At 49.9% G+C, this 15,223-nt stretch carries 12 protein-coding genes; 9 read left to right on the top strand and 3 right to left on the bottom strand.

Annotation, left to right across the window (positions count from 1 at the left end; translation table 11 throughout):
* Positions 1 to 625 precede the first annotated feature (625 nt).
* Genes GMA8713_RS15890 through GMA8713_RS15865 form a run of 6 tightly spaced genes read left to right on the top strand, consistent with a single transcriptional unit; the run spans position 626 to position 7,742 of the window.
* Positions 626 to 1,582, top strand: coding sequence for an AAA family ATPase (locus tag GMA8713_RS15890; RefSeq protein WP_062712039.1), 957 nt, complete (start codon positions 626 to 628; stop codon positions 1,580 to 1,582).
* On the top strand, positions 1,579 to 2,529 hold the full coding sequence (locus GMA8713_RS15885) for a DUF58 domain-containing protein (protein WP_062712036.1): 951 nt from the start codon (positions 1,579 to 1,581) through the stop codon (positions 2,527 to 2,529). Before GMA8713_RS15890 ends, GMA8713_RS15885 begins: the two co-directional genes overlap by 4 nt.
* A gap of 2 nt (positions 2,530 to 2,531) precedes the next feature.
* A complete protein-coding gene (locus tag GMA8713_RS15880) occupies positions 2,532 to 3,041 on the top strand; it encodes a DUF4381 domain-containing protein (protein WP_062712031.1) in 510 nt (169 codons plus the stop codon).
* On the top strand, positions 3,034 to 3,999 hold the full coding sequence (locus GMA8713_RS15875) for a vWA domain-containing protein (RefSeq protein ID WP_062712026.1): 966 nt from the start codon (positions 3,034 to 3,036) through the stop codon (positions 3,997 to 3,999). Before GMA8713_RS15880 ends, GMA8713_RS15875 begins: the two co-directional genes overlap by 8 nt.
* A complete protein-coding gene (locus GMA8713_RS15870) occupies positions 3,992 to 6,070 on the top strand; it encodes a VWA domain-containing protein (protein ID WP_062712023.1) in 2,079 nt (692 codons plus the stop codon). Before GMA8713_RS15875 ends, GMA8713_RS15870 begins: the two co-directional genes overlap by 8 nt.
* Before the next feature lie 7 nt (positions 6,071 to 6,077).
* A complete protein-coding gene (locus GMA8713_RS15865) occupies positions 6,078 to 7,742 on the top strand; it encodes a BatD family protein (protein ID WP_084387756.1) in 1,665 nt (554 codons plus the stop codon).
* A 23-nt stretch (positions 7,743 to 7,765) separates the two neighbouring features.
* Here the strand turns inward: GMA8713_RS15865 and GMA8713_RS15860 are convergent, their stop codons facing one another.
* Both GMA8713_RS15860 and yfbV read right to left on the bottom strand, forming a co-directional pair.
* Entirely contained in the window at positions 7,766 to 8,413 is a 648-nt protein-coding gene (locus GMA8713_RS15860; RefSeq protein WP_198159528.1) for a phosphatase PAP2 family protein, read from the bottom strand.
* A gap of 280 nt (positions 8,414 to 8,693) precedes the next feature.
* Positions 8,694 to 9,143: a terminus macrodomain insulation protein YfbV gene (yfbV, locus tag GMA8713_RS15855; RefSeq protein ID WP_062712052.1), complete on the bottom strand. Its 450-nt coding sequence runs from the start codon at positions 9,141 to 9,143 to the stop codon at positions 8,694 to 8,696.
* A gap of 609 nt (positions 9,144 to 9,752) precedes the next feature.
* Here yfbV and GMA8713_RS15850 point away from each other — a divergent pair.
* Entirely contained in the window at positions 9,753 to 10,949 is a 1,197-nt protein-coding gene (locus GMA8713_RS15850; RefSeq protein WP_062712018.1) for an acetate kinase, read from the top strand.
* A gap of 159 nt (positions 10,950 to 11,108) precedes the next feature.
* Complete coding sequence (gene pta, locus GMA8713_RS15845) at positions 11,109 to 13,256, top strand: phosphate acetyltransferase (RefSeq protein WP_062712015.1); 2,148 nt, start codon at positions 11,109 to 11,111, stop codon at positions 13,254 to 13,256.
* A 74-nt stretch (positions 13,257 to 13,330) separates the two neighbouring features.
* Here pta and GMA8713_RS15840 read toward each other — a convergent pair whose 3' ends face one another.
* Positions 13,331 to 14,263, bottom strand: coding sequence for a LysR family transcriptional regulator (locus GMA8713_RS15840; RefSeq protein ID WP_062712012.1), 933 nt, complete (start codon positions 14,261 to 14,263; stop codon positions 13,331 to 13,333).
* A 113-nt stretch (positions 14,264 to 14,376) separates the two neighbouring features.
* Between GMA8713_RS15840 and GMA8713_RS15835 the strand changes: the two genes are divergently transcribed.
* Positions 14,377 to 15,198 (top strand): hypothetical protein, encoded by an 822-nt coding sequence (locus GMA8713_RS15835; RefSeq protein ID WP_062712009.1) that lies wholly within the window; start codon positions 14,377 to 14,379, stop codon positions 15,196 to 15,198.
* The last annotated feature ends 25 nt before the right edge of the window (positions 15,199 to 15,223 follow it).

The following is a 15,223-nucleotide window of genomic DNA, read 5'->3' as shown; positions in this document are numbered from 1 at the left end:
TCATTTTCATCACCCAAATTGCAAGGTTTTGGAAGGGGAGGCTTAAAAAGCTTGCAATATGAGGGTAGGAAGATCGATGAGATCATCAAATAGATCAGTGTCTTATTTGTAATTCAGGGCCGACTAAATACAAATAAAACAATCGATAATAAGAGTATTAAAAATAATTTCCTTAGCACTTATTACCATAAGGCTGTCCTTTTCCGCATCGTCAATTGGTGTTTGTGATGAAAATGCATTGAGCTTTGAGGTGTTCTTCCCGGCGATACGTTGACGGTTTAAAGGGGCTCAGATCTGCAAACTAGATCGTCTGGGAGTCGAGATTTGATGTGATGGGCGCCAGGGGAGACATGAGTATTATGGAGGTGGCTTGGCCATTAATCGGGGATCCTCCCTGGATTGTCATTGGCTGAAAATAACCTTTGGCGCACTGTTACAGACAGTGAAACCCTTGCGCTTTTTACGCAAAAAATGCGCTAAAACTTCACCACATTCCCCACAGGGCGTACTCTTAAACCTTGAAAGAGAGCAATACAAGCACCACGTAAAAGGGCGGAACCCTATTGTCAAATTGCTGTCATAGGGTCATCTCTATTTTTTGTCAGGTTCAGGGATACATTTAGCTATGTTAGCGGAGACATTTCAACGCCTTAATACCTATCTGCAAAGCCAGGTTATTGGTCAACCCGAGTTGGTAAAACAACTTCTTATCGCGCTGTTGGCCGATGGTCACATTCTGGTTGAAGGCCCGCCGGGGCTCGCGAAAACCCGAGCGGTCAAAATGCTGTCAGACTGCATTGAAGGTGATTTCCACCGCATCCAGTTTACGCCGGATTTGCTGCCTGCTGACCTGACTGGTACCGATATTTTCCGCCCGGAAACCGGCGAATTCACCTTCCAGCCGGGGCCGATTTTTAACTCTCTGCTGCTGGCTGACGAGATTAACCGGGCACCGGCGAAAGTTCAGGCCGCAATGCTCGAAGCGATGGCCGAAAAACAAATCACCGCAGGGCGTAAAACCTACCCGCTGCCTGCGCTGTTTTTGGTCATGGCGACCCAAAACCCGATTGAGCAGGAAGGCACTTACCCGCTGCCGGAAGCCCAGCTCGACCGCTTCTTACTGCAGCTGAATGTCGAATACCCAGACGAAGGCAGTGAGCTGGAAATTCTGCGTCTTAACCGTGGTGAAGCGCAGGGTATCGAAAAAGCCGAGCCTGTTCACCTCAAGCAAGAAAGCATTTTTGATGCGCGAAAAGCCGTGCTGAATATTCACATGGCTGAAGAAGTAGAGAAGTACATCATTCGCCTTATCATGGCGACCCGCCAACCTGAGCGATACAGCGATAAGCTTGCAAGCTGGTTGCAGATGGGGGTATCTCCCCGTGCAACACTGGCCCTGGATCGCTGCGCCCGAGCCTATGCTTGGCTCGCAGGCCGTGACTTTGTGACACCGGAAGATGTGCAAGCCATGGCTTACCCTGTGCTGCGCCACCGCCTCTTGTTGAGCTATGAAGCACAAGCTGAAGGCATTGCCGCCGATGCTGTGGTCACTCACCTTATCGAGCAGGTCGCCAGCGTATGACCAAGCAGCAGATTGAGCTGCCACCACACAGTGATGGCGTCAATGTGTCGTTAGCTGAACTGCTTCATTACCGCCAGCAGGCTGTGCGTTGGTTGCCTCCGGCACTCAGTGTCTGGTCACAACTTAACGGCCAGCATACCAGTCGCCATAAAGGTCGTGGGATGAACTTTTCGGAAGTGCGCCCCTATCAAGCGGGGGACGATATCCGTGCCATCGACTGGCGGGTAACAGCCCGCACCGGAAAAACCCACACCAAGCTGTTTACAGAAGAACGTGAACAACCCGTAATGCTGATGATTGATCTCAGCGCCAGTATGAAGTTTGGTTCTCAGCTAATGCTTAAATCTGTGCAGGCGGCCCATTTCGCCAGTCTGCTTTCCTGGCTGGCCATCAGCCAGCAAGACCGCATCGGGGCGGTGATTTATAACGGTATCCGTCTGCGCGAATGCAAGCCCACAGCCCGTCAACAAGGGCCACTTCGTCTCATCCATACTCTGATGGAAGCGCATGAGGAAATGCTGGCGGCTGACGCTATCCCTTCGGACAACGGCGAGTGGCAGGGGGCATTGCGTCATCTGCATCACCTGTGCCCAAAAGGCAGTGATATCGTCATCATCAGCGACTTTTACGCGCTGACCTTGGTGGATAAACGCCGCCTGAGCCAGCTTCGCCAACACAACCGCATCCAGTTTGTACGGGTATATGACCCGCTGGAGCAGGGACAAACCGATTATCGCGGGCATGAACTGGTGGCGGACAATACGCAAACTGCCTGGCTCGACTTTTCAGCTAAAAATACGCGTGATGGTCTGGCAAACCAGTACCAACAACAGCAAGGTTTTATTGCCGAGATGGCGCGTTCACTCGCTATTCCGCTTCACAGCCTTACCGCCGCAGAACCTTTGCTAAAGCAACTTGGAACCACATCAATGAAAGCGATGCATTAACCATGGCAAACAGTGTCTCTACACCTGCATTGCCTCTGGCAGACATACATCTCCAACAAGCGCCTGGGATCTGGCCGCTGGCGTGGGGATGGTGGTTGGTAATTGCCGCCGTATTTATCGCGCTACTGCTCGTTGTCTATTGGCTGCGTATGCGAAACTACCGCCTTGCCGCCCGTAAAGAAGCACTCGCCGCCTTGAACGAAGTGCGTTCTGTTTCTGACATCAATGCCTTGCTCAAACGCGCTGCGTTAAGCTATTACCCCAGGGAACAGGTTGCCGGTCTGACCGGTGAACGCTGGCTGGTTTTTCTCGACAATCAGTTACCTTTGCCCGAACAAGGCTTTGTTGCTGAATCCGAACTTTGGCAAAAAGGCACATTTTCCAATGTTCCTTGCGGTGAATCTGATCTGGTTCGTGCAAAATCGCTTGCGACACGCTGGCTGAAAACAGCCATTCCAGCCAACACTCCTTCTGCGCTCTCGTTATTGAAGAAGGAGGGCCACCATGTTTGAGTTTGTCTGGTGGTGGGCATTCGCATTATTGCCGCTGCCCTGGCTCGTCTGGCGCTTTGTGCGTCCTATACCCCGTCCGGCGGCGATTCACTTGCCCAAACTGCCACAGGGACTGGGCAGCAAACAAACCGGAAGCCGCTTGCGGTTTTTTCTGATGGCTCTGCTTTGGCTAAGCCTGACTGGGGCTTTAGCTCGCCCTGTCTGGTATGGCGACCCTATCCAAATCCAGCCCGAGCACCGAGATATGATGTTGGCCGTCGACCTTTCCGGCTCGATGGAAATGGAAGACATGCTACTGCCGAGTGGTGGCACAATTAATCGTCTCGATGCGGTCAAACACGTATTGTCTGATTTTATCGGTAAGAGGGAAGGTGACAGGCTTGGCTTGGTGCTGTTTGCTGATCATGGCTACTTGCAGACCCCATTAACTCTAGACAGAAACACTGTGGCGCAACAACTGAGCCGCGCTGTACTCGGCCTGGTTGGGAAACAGACCGCCATTGGCGAAGGTCTGGGGGTTGCCACTAAAACCTTTATCGACAGCAAAGCGCCGCAGCGGGTGATTATATTGCTCAGTGATGGCGCAAATACCGCTGGGGTGATAGACCCAATTGAAGCGGCAAAACTCGCCAAAGAGTATGACGTCACCATCTACACCATTGGTGTCGGCGCAGACCAGATCCGTCAGCGTAGCCTGTTTGGCTCTCGTATCATCAACCCTTCTCAGGAGTTGGACGAGCGCACCCTGACCCAAATCGCCAAGATGACCGGCGGCGAGTATTTTCGTGCACGCAACCCTGAGGAGCTGGAGAAAATCTATCAAATCATCGATCAGTTAGAGCCTATTTTTGCGGTAGAGCAAACGTGGCGCCCAAGAGATGAGCTGTTTCGCTACCCCTTAGCCTTGGCGCTGTTCTTTTCTGCCGTGGTGGCAGTGATGAGGAAACGTCATGGCTGAGTTTACCTTTATGCATCCCCAGTGGTTGCTAGCAGCACTGCCACTGGTGTTTTTACTGCCTTGGTTGAAAGGAAAGGCACACGCGTCCGGACTGATCGCCCCGCATCTGGCCAGTCTTCTTTCCACTCAGCCAAACGCTGGCCGACAACGAGCCAAACGCTGGCCTTTATTTCTGCTGGCATTTGGGTGGCTTTTGACCATCGTTTCATTGGCAGGTCCAAGCTGGCAAAAAACGGAATTACCAGCGGTGAACCTTGCCGGTGCACGGGTATTGGTGATGGACATGTCGCGCTCTATGTATGCCACTGATATTGCACCAAGCCGCTTGGCTCAGGCGCGTTTTAAGGCCCTCGATATGCTGCCCGGCTGGAAAGAAGGCAGCACGGGCCTGGTCACTTATGCTGGTGACGGTTACATCGTCAGTCCGCTGACAGAGGATGCTGCGACGCTGAAAAACCTGATCCCGAATCTGTCTCCTGCAATCATGCCCTTCCCTGGTAGTCACGCAGTCGCTGGGATTCAGCAGGCGGTCGATTTGTTGCGTCAAGCCGCCATCGCTGAAGGCGACATTGTTTTGTTGACGGATGGCTTGAGTAACAAAGAGGCAGCGCAATCCCTCAAGGTGTTGGCGGGTAGCCAGTATCGCGTTTCTGTGCTGGCGATAGGCACCCAGGAAGGTGCTCCCATTCCACTACCAGATGGCGCCTTGATTGAGCAAAATGGACGCACTGTGATTGCAAAAATGGAGTTGGCTCCCCTTTCCTATCTCACTCGCGCCACAGGTGGCTTATTACAACGCTGGCAACCGACCAACCAGGACGTGGATAATCTTGTAGCCTTCACTGCCAAACCCTTGTCAAGCAAAGCTGGAAAAGGAGAAAAAACCATTGAAGAGCGTATCAACGATGGCTACTGGCTACTGCTGCCGATCGTCGCTTTGACGCTGCTGAGTTTTCGACGCGGTATTGTGTTGATTGCCATGTTAATGCTGGTACCGGTTCCGCATAGCGCTGAAGCAGCGGCGTTCAAAACCAAAGACCAGCAAGGGTATGAGCAGTTTGAGGCAGAAGACTACCAAAATGCAGCAGACGCCTTTGAGTCTCAGGCGTGGAAGGGTATTGCCCAATACCGTGCGGGGGATTACAACGGGGCCATCGATTCCCTCTCTGCTTTGACCGATCCCACCTCACGATACAACCTTGGCAACGCCTACGCTAAGGCGGGCGAACTTGAAAAGGCAGCGGAAACCTACCGTTCCCTGCTGAAGTCCAATCCTGACTATGCCGACGCCAAACATAATCTGGATATTGTTGACAAGGCGCTGCAACAGCAACAGCAACAGCAACAGCAACAGCAACAGCAACAGCAACAGCAACAGCAACAGCAACAGCAACAGCAACAGCAACAGCAACAGCAACAGCAACAGCAAAACGATGGCAACCAATCTTCTCAAGAGCAACAGGGCAGTGAAGACCAACAAAGCCAGCAAGGACAGCAAGGACAGCAAGGACAGCAAGGACAGCAAGGACAGCAAGGACAGCAAGGATATTCTGACGCTCAGGATAGCCAGTCGCAAGACGGACAATCCGGTCAAACTCAGCAGGGTCAGCAGGGTCAGCAGGGTCAGCAGGGTCAGCAGGGTCAGCAGGGTCAGCAGGGTCAGCAGGGTCAGCAGGGTCAGCAGGGTCAGCAGGGCGACGCTAATGTGCCCTCTCAGAATAGCAACGCGTCAACAGACCAAAACTCAGAAAAAGAGGCTGGATCTCCGCAGGCCAGTACCTCTACCAATAAAAAGGGTGGAGACTCAGCGGGTACTGAATCTCGTGTTGTCAATGAACAAAGTGAGAAAGAAGGACAGGATGCATCCGAGGGGAGCAACGATAAAGAAGGCAATGCCCTTGGTGCAACCTCTGTAGACAACGAGGGAAGCTCAAATGGGTTGGAAGCCGGTCACCCTGTGCTGAAGAAACTGGAGCAAGTTCCTGATGACACTGCCGCCCTGATCCGCGCACAACTTATTTTGCAAGCGCGTCAAAAAGACAATCCCGCGCCAACAGAAAACTCATGGTAATCGAGCAATGATAAAGACAACCGGTTCATTCACTCTCCGATTCACTCGCATTCCTTTTATGCTGCTGAGCCTGTTATTCGTAATCGTAGCCCCTGCTGCCGTAGCGGCATCTGCGGTCGCCACCGTCTCACAAAACGTGGTGCCCGTAGGTGAAGCGTTTCAATTAACTATTTCGGTCGATGACAGCGTTGACAGCGATACTTTAGATCTCACTCCTCTGTCTGCGAATTTTATCTTCGGTCGCCCCAGTGTCAGTAACAGCACATCCGTCATCAACGGCAGTATGTCGCGGAAAACAGAGTGGCGAGTGGCGGTAGCCGCTAAACAAACGGGTACCTACACCCTACCTAGCCTTGATGTAGATGGAATGAAAACTGAACCCATCACTATTCAAGTCGTCAACGCCAGTCAGAAAAACAGTTTAAAAGATGAGAATGCTGTGAAACTGACAGCAACTGTCGACCGCGTCAAAGGCTACATAGGTGAAACATTCAATTATCGCATTCGCTTGATGATTGGCATTCAACTTGATTCCCCAACACTCCAAGCTCCAAAGGGAGAAGGACTGGACGTGAAGCAAGTTGGTGAAGATGTGCAGGCTGAAGCTGTGCTTAATGGTCGCCGCTATTTGGTGATCAGCCGCTTATATCAAATCACCCCAACCAAAGCAGGAAGTATCAAACTCCAAGGCGCGGTATTCAGCGGCACAGAAGTAAAAAGTAATGGATGGGGCTCTTCACTCGGACTCCCTATTGAGCGTGAAGCTGAGTCAATGACACTGGAGGTGTTGGACAAACCGACTGACTATCAGGGTCTTTGGCTACCGACGCCATCACTGAAGCTAACGCAAAGTTGGCAGCCAGACTCACTTGATGGCCAACTCTCGGTAGAAGTGGGTGAAGCGATCAACCGTGAGATTACATTAAAAATCAAGAATATCGAGCAAAGTGCCATGCCGAATCTTTCGCTGAATTACCCGCAAAATGTACGCGTATACACAGATAAAACTGAGTACAGTCGTGATGGTGAATACACAGTGATGACGGTAAAACAGGTGATCATTCCTCGTGATGTCGGTGATACTGAACTACCCGAACTTTCCATAAACTGGTTCAATACCCAGACCGAACAGCCTCAAACCAGTGAACTGAAAGGTTTGTCTATCGCGGTAAAATCTGGCAAGAACGCACCAGCAGCAGCCGTAACACCGACAGTGGCTTCTGGCAATGATGAGACTGCGTTACAACCATATGGCCCGTTAAATGAGACAACAATGTTCACCAAAGCAGGCTTTTGGCCTTGGCTATCCGGTTTATTTGCCTTCCTTTGGATCATTACTCTGGTACTTTTACTACGAAAAAAAGGTCCCCTTCCCTCCAGCGTTGATAGGCAAGAAAGCAACACGACACCTTCCGAGTTAGAAGCCATGCGAACTGCTGTTATCTCAAACGATGCTGTGAAAGTTGCAACGGCACTGAGGCTTTGGGATCGCTCTTCACTACCAGAAGTTCTCAATAAGGAGATTGAAAAAGAAGTCACTGCTCTCATGGCCAGTAGATACAGTTCCTCGATGGGAGAATGGAAAAATCATCAGTTATTGTTGCTGTTAAAAAGAGCGGGACAGTGCAGCAAGTTGACGCCTAAGCAAGAGGTATTAAGCGATCTGTACTGATGATTAACTAGGCCGATTCTCATTCAAAACTGATAGTTGAATGTCACCATCATCTCATCAGAGGAGAGATAGAAAAAAGTGAATAAGTTTGGTTCTATACTGTTTGTCATGTCGTAGATGAGGCTAGACACAAAGTTCCCATACACCGCCCCCCACAAAACCTGTGAAGGATAATGAGCCTGTGATTCAACCCTCGCCCACCCGGTCGCATAAGCAGACAGGTAAGTGGCGAGGGTTAATGTGTTGTGTATGCCAGGGTGCAGGATTGACTGTTGGTAGTTTCTCCTTGCGATCAGTGCTGTTGCAAAGGCTCTTGAGGTATGCGCCGAGGGAAACCCACAACATCCTCCATTTGGTCGGGCTTTTTTTGTTGCAAGTTGAATGTCCCCAGTGGTAGTCGCTACAAATCCGGCGTTAAGATTGTTTCCTAGCGCCCTAAGCGCCTTACGTTCAAAAAACTCTAACGGACCGGAAGCACTGTAATCACTGGCGACCAGCAACGTGGAAAGGTGCATGGACATTCGAGTATTCGCCCTCCAGTCATCACTGGCTTCTCCCGCCTCTTTCACACTGCCAAAAAGGTAATTGTTTTCAACGGCTGCTTTGGAGATACGCTCATCACTATCGGTAGCGACTATCACGCCGGCAAGAAGCGCATTTCCCCATGTCATCGGGTCGGTGCCTGCCCGATAAACACTGTCGAAAAAATTGTATCCTCTCGCCGAAGTGCACCCGGTAACGAATAGAATTAAAGCTAAAAGCAAGGACACCCTAAACCAGTGATAAATTCTCATCGCTATCTCCCCACCTAGGCAATATCCAAATTCTCGACAAAGTAAGAATTAACAAAAAAACAACATTCTCACTTTTGATACTAGACTTTTCCGTTGGATAGCAGCGAAAAAAAACGCCCCGACGTGAGCCGGGGCGTTTTTTATTTAGAAATGTTAATCAGAACCAGCGCTCAAGCGACGCCTTATCAAGCTGTTTAAATGCGCGATTCAGGGTTTGAGCCAGCTCTTTGTATCGTGGGCGGCTTTTCATTGGCTGAACCGCGCCACCTTCGCTGACAATCTTCTCATGCAATTCGCGATACCAACCCGCCAGCGCAGGTGGCAGTTGTGTTTCGCGGCGTTTCCCCAGCCACCACATACCCTGCAGCGGCAAACTCAGTGCAAACAAAGCCATTATCATGGCTTGCGGCAAACCTGAGTAGTTATTGAAGGCCATCTGCATTAACACGCTGATGACAGCCACAGCAGGCATCACTTTAATCGCAAACTGGGTTGCACGGATCACTCGGTTTTCCGGGAACATCGGTGCCAGCTCTTTTCGAACCGGCCACTCCGTCATGTACTTCTGACCATCACGGAATGCGTTCCACATTGATTTATTACTCATACGGCGCATACCTCTTAAGCGATGTCTCTGTATCATCGGCTAAAAACTTGCTGCAAGCTTTAAAATAAAGTTGATAAACATTAATTCAAATCAATTAAGACTCAAAAATTTTTGTTATCTGGCGCAAGTATCGCTAGACTTAGCCGACCTAAATCAATTGTTGCTCGGATTTGATTATCTCGCAACCACTGAAACGCCAAATGGATGACCGGCAGCGCAACAAAACACCAAAGATGGTGGGCCTGTAGGACAATCTGTCTGGCGTTTTTCGTTGCGTACCCGGATATATTGACCGGTGAGGCAAAAAACTGTTTCAAAAAATGAAGCAGTCACACCTTAAAGCTTAAATCTTGTTGCTTCATAAGGTCCAATACGTGAATTCTTCGAACATCAATCACTGATGTGACAGAAAATCGGATTGGCCAGTCATGTGACACAATACAGGATGAGCGCGACGCAGTGGGTATCTATCAAAGGACTGATGAGCGATGTATCTATTCCGCGACAAATTTTGCTAAAAGTTTTTCTGGGACGGTTAGTGTGATGTTAATCAACTATCCTTCTCCGATTAGTAAACACCCCCTACTTTACACGAATAGGTAGTCTCAAATGTCTAAGCTGGTTCTTGTTCTTAACTGCGGCAGCTCTTCGCTGAAATTCGCAATCATCGACGCACAATCAGGTGATGAGCACCTGTCAGGTCTAGCAGAATGTCTGCACCTGCCAGAAGCACGCATTAAGTGGAAATTGGACGGCAAACACGAAGCTCAACTGGGCGAAGGTGCTGCACACAAAGAAGCACTGAGCTTCATTGTTGAAACCATTCTGGCTTCTAAACCAGAACTGGCTGAAAACCTGGGCGCAATCGGTCACCGTGTTGTTCACGGCGGCGAGCAGTTCACTAAATCTGCATTGATCTGTGATTCAGTACTGAAAGGTATCGAAGACGCTTCTAGCTTCGCACCTCTGCACAACCCTGCGCACCTGGTAGGTATCGAAGCAGCGAAAGCAGCATTCCCTACTCTGAAAAACGTCGCGGTATTCGACACTGCGTTCCACCAAACTATGCCTGAAGAAGCGTTCCTGTACGCACTGCCATACAAGCTGTACAAAGAGCACGGTATCCGTCGTTACGGCATGCACGGTACTTCTCACTACTTCATCGCTCAAGAAGCAGCGGCACAGCTTGATAAGCCAGTTGAAGAACTGAACATCATCAACTGTCACCTGGGTAACGGCGCATCTGTGTGTGCAATCAAGAACGGTAAATCTGTAGACACTTCTATGGGTATGACTCCTCTTGAAGGTCTGGTAATGGGTACCCGTTCTGGTGACCTGGATCCAGCAATCATCTTCCACCTGCACGATGCACTGGGTTACAGCGTTGAGCAAATCAACAGCATGCTGACCAAAGAGTCTGGCCTGATGGGTCTGACCGAAGTGACTTCTGACTGCCGTTTCGTTGAAGACAACTACGGTGCGAAAGAAGAAGCAACTCGCGCAATGGACGTGTTCTGTCACCGTCTGGCGAAATACGTTGCTAGCTACACTTCATGCCTGGACGGCCGTCTGGACGCGATCGTGTTCACTGGCGGTATCGGTGAGAACTCTGGCCCAATCCGTGAGCTGGTTCTGAACCGTCTGGCTCTGCTGGGTGTTGAAGTTGACCAAGATCGCAACCTTAAAGCTCGCTTCGGCGGCGAAGGCGTTATCACTACTGATAGCAGCCGTGTTCCAGCAATGGTTATCTCTACCAACGAAGAGCTGGTTATCGCACAAGACACTGCACGTCTGGCTGAAATCTAATCGCCATTTGATGCAAACATGCGGCTGATCAATGTGGTCAGCCGTTTCAATTTGGCAAAGTTATCTGACTATCTGCCAAACTGAATTATTAACAAAACCCGCGTCTGTGGGTTTTGCTCCCTACATAGTAAAGAGGAATCAAGCGTGTCCCGTACTATTATGCTCATTCCAATCGGCACAGGTGTCGGTCTGACCAGCGTTAGCCTGGGCGTACTGCGTGCGATGGAACAAAAGGGCCTTCGCGTCTCATTTTTCAAGCCTATCGCCCAGCCTCGCCATGGCGATAACCAGCCTGACCTGACAACAACCATCATCGAAGCAAACAGCGACATGAAAGTGGCAGAGCCGCTGACCATGGCAAACGCTGAAGCGCTGATCCGTACCGATCAGACTGACGTGCTGATGGAAGAAATCATCGCCCGCTTTAAAGAAGCAACTGCTGAAGCAGAAGTGGCGCTGATTGAAGGTCTGGTACCTACCCGTAACCATCCTTTTGCGAATCAGGTTAACTACGAAATCGCGAAAACGCTGGATGCGGAAATCGTGTTTATCACCACTCCGGGCACTGACAACCCAGCGCAACTGAAAGAGCGCATTGAAGTTGCAGTATCTAACTTCGGTGGTAGCAAGAACTCAAACATCGCAGGCGTTGTGATCAACAAACACGGCGCACCGGTTGATGAGCAAGGTCGTACCCGTCCTGATCTGTCTGACATCTTCGACGACAACAATGCGGCGAAAGGCAGCAATGTTGAAGTGATGGAGATCTTTAACTCCAGCCCAATCCGCGTTCTGGGTTGTGTGCCTTGGAGCATCGATCTGATTGCAACACGTGCGAGCGATCTGGCGAAGCACCTGAATGCTGAGATCATCAACGAAGGTGAAATCAACACCCGTCGTATCAAGAGCATCACTTTCTGTGCGCGTTCAATCCCTAACATGGTTGAACACTTCCGCGCAGGCTCTCTGCTGGTGACTTCTGCTGACCGTCCTGACGTTATCGTTGCAGCGTGTCTGGCTGCGATGAATGGTCTGGAAATCGGTGCCCTGCTGCTGACTGGCGGCTATAGCATCCCAGAACAGCTGAACGGTCTGTGCGAGCGCGCATTCCAAGCTGGCCTGCCAGTGTTCACCACTGCGGGTAACACCTGGCAGACGTCTCTGAACCTGCAAAGCTTTAGCCTGGAAGTTCCAGCTGACGATAAAGAGCGTGTAGAGTTCGTTCAAAACCACGTTGCAGCACACGTTGACGGCAACTGGATTGAGTCTCTGTCTGAAGGCGCTGCACGTGCACGTCGTCTGAGCCCACCAGCATTCCGTTACCAGCTGACTGAGCTGGCTCGTAAAGCGGCTAAGCGTATCGTTCTGCCAGAAGGCGACGAGCCACGCACCGTTAAAGCGGCAGCCATCTGTGCTGAGCGTAAAATTGCGGAATGTGTGCTGCTGGGTAACCCAGAAGAAATCAAGCGTGTTGCTGACCAGCAAGGCGTGACTCTGGGCTCTGGCGTCACCATCATCGACCCTGAAGCAGTACGTGAGCAATACGTTGCGCGTCTGGTTGAGTTGCGTAAGAACAAAGGCATGACCGAAGTTGTAGCGCGTGAACAACTGGAAGACACCGTAGTACTGGGTACTATGATGTTGGAAGCGAACGAAGTACACGGTCTGGTATCTGGTGCGGTTCACACCACAGCAAACACCATCCGTCCACCGCTACAAATCATCAAGACTGCGCCAAGCGCCTCTCTGGTGTCTTCTGTGTTCTTCATGCTGCTGCCTGACCAGGTTCTGGTATACGGTGACTGTGCGATCAACCCAGATCCAAACGCAGAGCAACTGGCTGAAATCGCTATCCAGTCTGCAGATTCTGCAGCGGCATTCGGCATTGAGCCTCGCGTAGCAATGATCTCTTACTCTACCGGTACTTCTGGTCAGGGTGCAGACGTTGAGAAAGTACGTGAAGCAACGCTGATTGCTCAGCAGAAACGTCCTGATCTGATGATCGACGGTCCTCTGCAGTACGACGCCGCTATCATGGAAAACGTGGCTGCTTCTAAAGCGCCAAACTCTCCAGTAGCAGGTAAAGCGACCGTATTCGTATTCCCAGACCTGAACACCGGTAACACCACTTACAAAGCGGTACAGCGTTCAGCGGATCTGGTTTCAATCGGCCCAATGCTGCAAGGTATGCGTAAGCCTGTTAACGACCTGTCTCGTGGCGCACTGGTAGACGACATCGTTTACACCGTTGCACTGACTGCGATTCAAGCAAAACAAGCTGAAGATGCAGAAGCAGCAGCTGAATAACCCCTCTGACTTCTGACAGAAAAGCCGACGCCAGTTCACACTGCGTCGGCTTTTTTATAAGTTTAACTTGAGGCTCATTTTCCCAACTTACTGAGGTTAACCTCAAAGTCGCTGATTTCTTTACTTATATCATGAAGCCACTGGTGGAATAAGACATAGGTAGGATTGTCGCTGTCAGCGATTACCCGCACCAGTTTGTAAGTAAAAGGGTTTTTGACCACGGGAGGATATAGCGGAATCAACTTCCCCTCCTTTAAAGCATCAATCACCAAACATGTGCGCCCCATAGCAATACCCTGACCTTGCTCAGCTAACTGGAGCGTTAAATTGGCGTGAGAGTCAAAATGCTTATAGTCGACGGGTGGTATCACACCCAACTCCTCAGACCACAATTGCCAATTCGCATCAAGATGAGACGGCCCCCGGTCAAATACAACGGGGAGCTTCAGCATTTCCTTGATTTGTTGAGACGTTTTCATTCCGGTACGAAGGGAATGCCTGCGCGCAAACTCTGGCGAGCATACGGGGAAAATGGATTCGGTGAAGAGTTTGTTTTGTTCTGACTGGCTGTATTCAAATTTACAATCAGAATAGTGTGCCTCAATATTCTCTCTCGGGTTAATGATATTGAAGGTCGTAATGATGTCTGGATACTGCTTACGAAAGTCATCCAATCTAGGGAATAACCAACGCACGCCAAAGCCTGGGTAGATAGATACTATTAGTTCATTCTTATGCTGTTTCCTTCGCTCCACCTCAATGGTTTTTTGTATCTGACCAAGGTTCAACTGCACTGAATTGAGTAGATTTCGACCTGATGGCGTTAACTTGACTCCTCTTCCCTCACGAAAGAAGACTTTAAAGCCCACTCTTTCTTCCAATGATCGAATGTGCTGGCTGATAGCGCCTTGGCTCACATTAAGTGACTGAGCTGCCTTAGAAAAGCTGTCATATTCTGTCACAGCCTCAAAGACCTGCAACGTATGTAGAGATGGTAAAAGTTTCATCGGGTATTAGCTAAACCTAATGAGTGAATTAGATATTGAGGATAGGGTATTGAACCGACCGAATGTTAATATTGTTAACAGATTGTTTCAATATGGTTTTTTGGGGAGTGGGAATGATTGATTTAACTCTGGATGTATTTGCATCCCTCAGAGAGTTACCGGAACCCTTACTACATGAGATTCCAGTCTTGCTGGTTAATCGCAAAGGAAACGATGACGACGCTTACATGCGTGTAAAAAATATCACTGGCTTTGTCGAACCAGCACGCAGTTACCAGCTGGGTCTCGGTGGATTTGAACCAACAGATTTAACGCAAAATATCAAAACAACCACAGTGAAAGAACCGTCAAAATGCACTATTGCAGGTCAATGGAAGCAGGTTGTTTTGCATGATGAAGGTGAGAAAGCCGCCAATATTCTAGGGGGGTATGGCAGGTTTTATCTCCCTGATGAATATGAATACCTAGATGTTCCTGTAAATACCGCCACGCAAGAGAATTTGGCCTATTTCGGCTGTAGGTTGGTTCGCGTGGGAGAGCAAATCACATTTGATGGGGACAGCGCTATGCCCGTCACAATTACGTCGATCGGACAAAAATATGTAGATGACTACCTGATGAACCCAAATTTGGGCGCGGGCGCCTACCTTGAAGTTCACAACCGACCGCACTTCCATATGCCACTTAACAACCTAGCCAGAGGCGCGTTGATTTTAGGCAAACAAAAAGCGAATGACACGATAGAACTCTCCGGATTCACTATTCCACTGGGGTTTGGCGTCTACACACCACCTTGGGTGATTCATGCAGACTCGCATTTGGTCGGTGATTACATGGTTGTCTTCTCCCGTACTGATGAATACTCAACTGTCTTAGTAAGACGCCAAAATAATGAGTTGATTGGTCTAAAACTAAATGAAGTATCGATGAAATAAGCCCCCTAAATCCAAGCTGTACTTA

Origin of the sequence: Grimontia marina (genome assembly GCF_900060185.1) — a bacterium.
GTDB lineage: Bacteria > Pseudomonadota > Gammaproteobacteria > Enterobacterales > Vibrionaceae > Enterovibrio > Enterovibrio marinus.
This window is presented reverse-complemented; position numbering and strand designations above follow the sequence as displayed.

What these genes read in the sequence shown, in the direction of transcription:
- GMA8713_RS15890 (WP_062712039.1), top strand. Translation starts at nt 626, where the DNA reads ATGTTAGCGGAGACATTTCAACGCCTTAATACCTATCTGCAAAGCCAG.
- GMA8713_RS15885 (WP_062712036.1), top strand. Translation starts at nt 1,579, where the DNA reads ATGACCAAGCAGCAGATTGAGCTGCCACCACACAGTGATGGCGTCAAT.
- GMA8713_RS15880 (WP_062712031.1), top strand. Translation starts at nt 2,532, where the DNA reads ATGGCAAACAGTGTCTCTACACCTGCATTGCCTCTGGCAGACATACAT.
- GMA8713_RS15875 (WP_062712026.1), top strand. Translation starts at nt 3,034, where the DNA reads ATGTTTGAGTTTGTCTGGTGGTGGGCATTCGCATTATTGCCGCTGCCC.
- GMA8713_RS15870 (WP_062712023.1), top strand. Translation starts at nt 3,992, where the DNA reads ATGGCTGAGTTTACCTTTATGCATCCCCAGTGGTTGCTAGCAGCACTG.
- GMA8713_RS15865 (WP_084387756.1), top strand. Translation starts at nt 6,078, where the DNA reads ATGATAAAGACAACCGGTTCATTCACTCTCCGATTCACTCGCATTCCT.
- GMA8713_RS15860 (WP_198159528.1), bottom strand. Translation starts at nt 8,413, where the DNA reads ATGACATGGGGAAATGCGCTTCTTGCCGGCGTGATAGTCGCTACCGAT.
- yfbV (WP_062712052.1), bottom strand. Translation starts at nt 9,143, where the DNA reads ATGAGTAATAAATCAATGTGGAACGCATTCCGTGATGGTCAGAAGTAC.
- GMA8713_RS15850 (WP_062712018.1), top strand. Translation starts at nt 9,753, where the DNA reads ATGTCTAAGCTGGTTCTTGTTCTTAACTGCGGCAGCTCTTCGCTGAAA.
- pta (WP_062712015.1), top strand. Translation starts at nt 11,109, where the DNA reads ATGCTCATTCCAATCGGCACAGGTGTCGGTCTGACCAGCGTTAGCCTG.
- GMA8713_RS15840 (WP_062712012.1), bottom strand. Translation starts at nt 14,263, where the DNA reads ATGAAACTTTTACCATCTCTACATACGTTGCAGGTCTTTGAGGCTGTG.
- GMA8713_RS15835 (WP_062712009.1), top strand. Translation starts at nt 14,377, where the DNA reads ATGATTGATTTAACTCTGGATGTATTTGCATCCCTCAGAGAGTTACCG.